This is a genomic window from Streptomyces griseorubiginosus, from assembly GCF_017614965.1.
Lineage (GTDB): Bacteria > Actinomycetota > Actinomycetes > Streptomycetales > Streptomycetaceae > Streptomyces > Streptomyces griseorubiginosus_B.
Genome location: NZ_WVUG01000668.1, coordinates 1 through 1,037, shown reverse-complemented (window position 1 = coordinate 1,037; position 1,037 = coordinate 1). Strand labels below are relative to the sequence as shown.

The following is a 1,037-nucleotide window of genomic DNA, read 5'->3' as shown; positions in this document are numbered from 1 at the left end:
ACCCCAGCCCGCACCCCCAGGACGCCCCCTGGCACCAGGTCCGTCTCCTGCTGCGTCTGCACCGCTACGCCCGCGAGACGCTGTGCGGCCCGGACGCCCCCGTCGACGTCCGTCTCCTCACCGCCGGGCAGGCACTCGACCGGCACCGGGACGCCTCGGAGGCGGCCGCCGCGGCGGCCTCGGCGGCCCGGACCCCCCGTATCGCCCCGGCGACGGCGTACGCGCTCGGGGTGCTCCACGCGGACCAGCGGCACGAGGTGGAAGCGGCCCGGTTCGCGTTCCAGCAGTGTTGGCAGAAGCAGGTGGTGAGTACGTGACCGCGAGCCCCGACAGCGACAACACCCTCATCCAGGCGGCCGGCTGCGTCCTGTGGCGCCGCTCCCCGGTCGACGGCGAGCTGGAGATCTGCCTCGTCCACCGGCCGAAGTACGACGACTGGTCCCACCCCAAGGGCAAGTTGAAGCGCGGCGAGGACCCGCTCACGGGCGCGCTGCGCGAGGTCGAGGAGGAGACCGGGTACACCGCCGATCCCGGCGTGGAGCTGCCCAGCATCCGCTACATGGCCAACGGCCGTCCCAAGCAGGTGCGTTACTGGGCGGCCGAGGCGACCGAGGGCCGCTTCGTCCCGAACGACGAGGTGGACCGCATCCTGTGGCTCTCCCCCGCGGCGGCCCGCAGCCGCCTCACCCAGTACCGCGACCGCACCCTGATCGACGAACTCCTGCCGCTCTGAACCCCGTTGGGGTCAGTCCCGCACGATCGCCACATGCCCCTCGGCGTCCGTGCGGGCCTGGCTGCGGGCTCTTCGCGCCGGACCGCGCCAGCCGCAACTGCACCGGGCAAAACAGAAACGGCCCTGTTCGACCGTTGTCGTGCGATGTTCCTCCTGCGCCACTCCGACAACGTTACCCACCTCGGGTAAGGGTCGTGTGTGCGCGTGACGGCCCCACCCGTCCGTCGTTAAGCGGAACGACAGGGGGCACGTGACTCACGCACCGGCTGGGGTGGGCGGCGATGGCGAAGCGGCAGCGCAGGGC

General features: G+C 72.3%; 1 protein-coding gene and 1 pseudogene. Both read left to right on the top strand.

Translation table 11 applies throughout. From position 1 onward, the window contains the following. Positions 1–317 (top strand): annotated as a pseudogene (locus GRC12_RS44625) (CHAD domain-containing protein); the annotation flags it as partial. After that, entirely contained in the window at positions 314–733 is a 420-nt protein-coding gene (locus GRC12_RS44620) for an NUDIX hydrolase (protein WP_208786120.1), read from the top strand. The pseudogene GRC12_RS44625 and the gene GRC12_RS44620, both read left to right, overlap by 4 nt. Positions 734–1,037 lie beyond the last annotated feature (304 nt).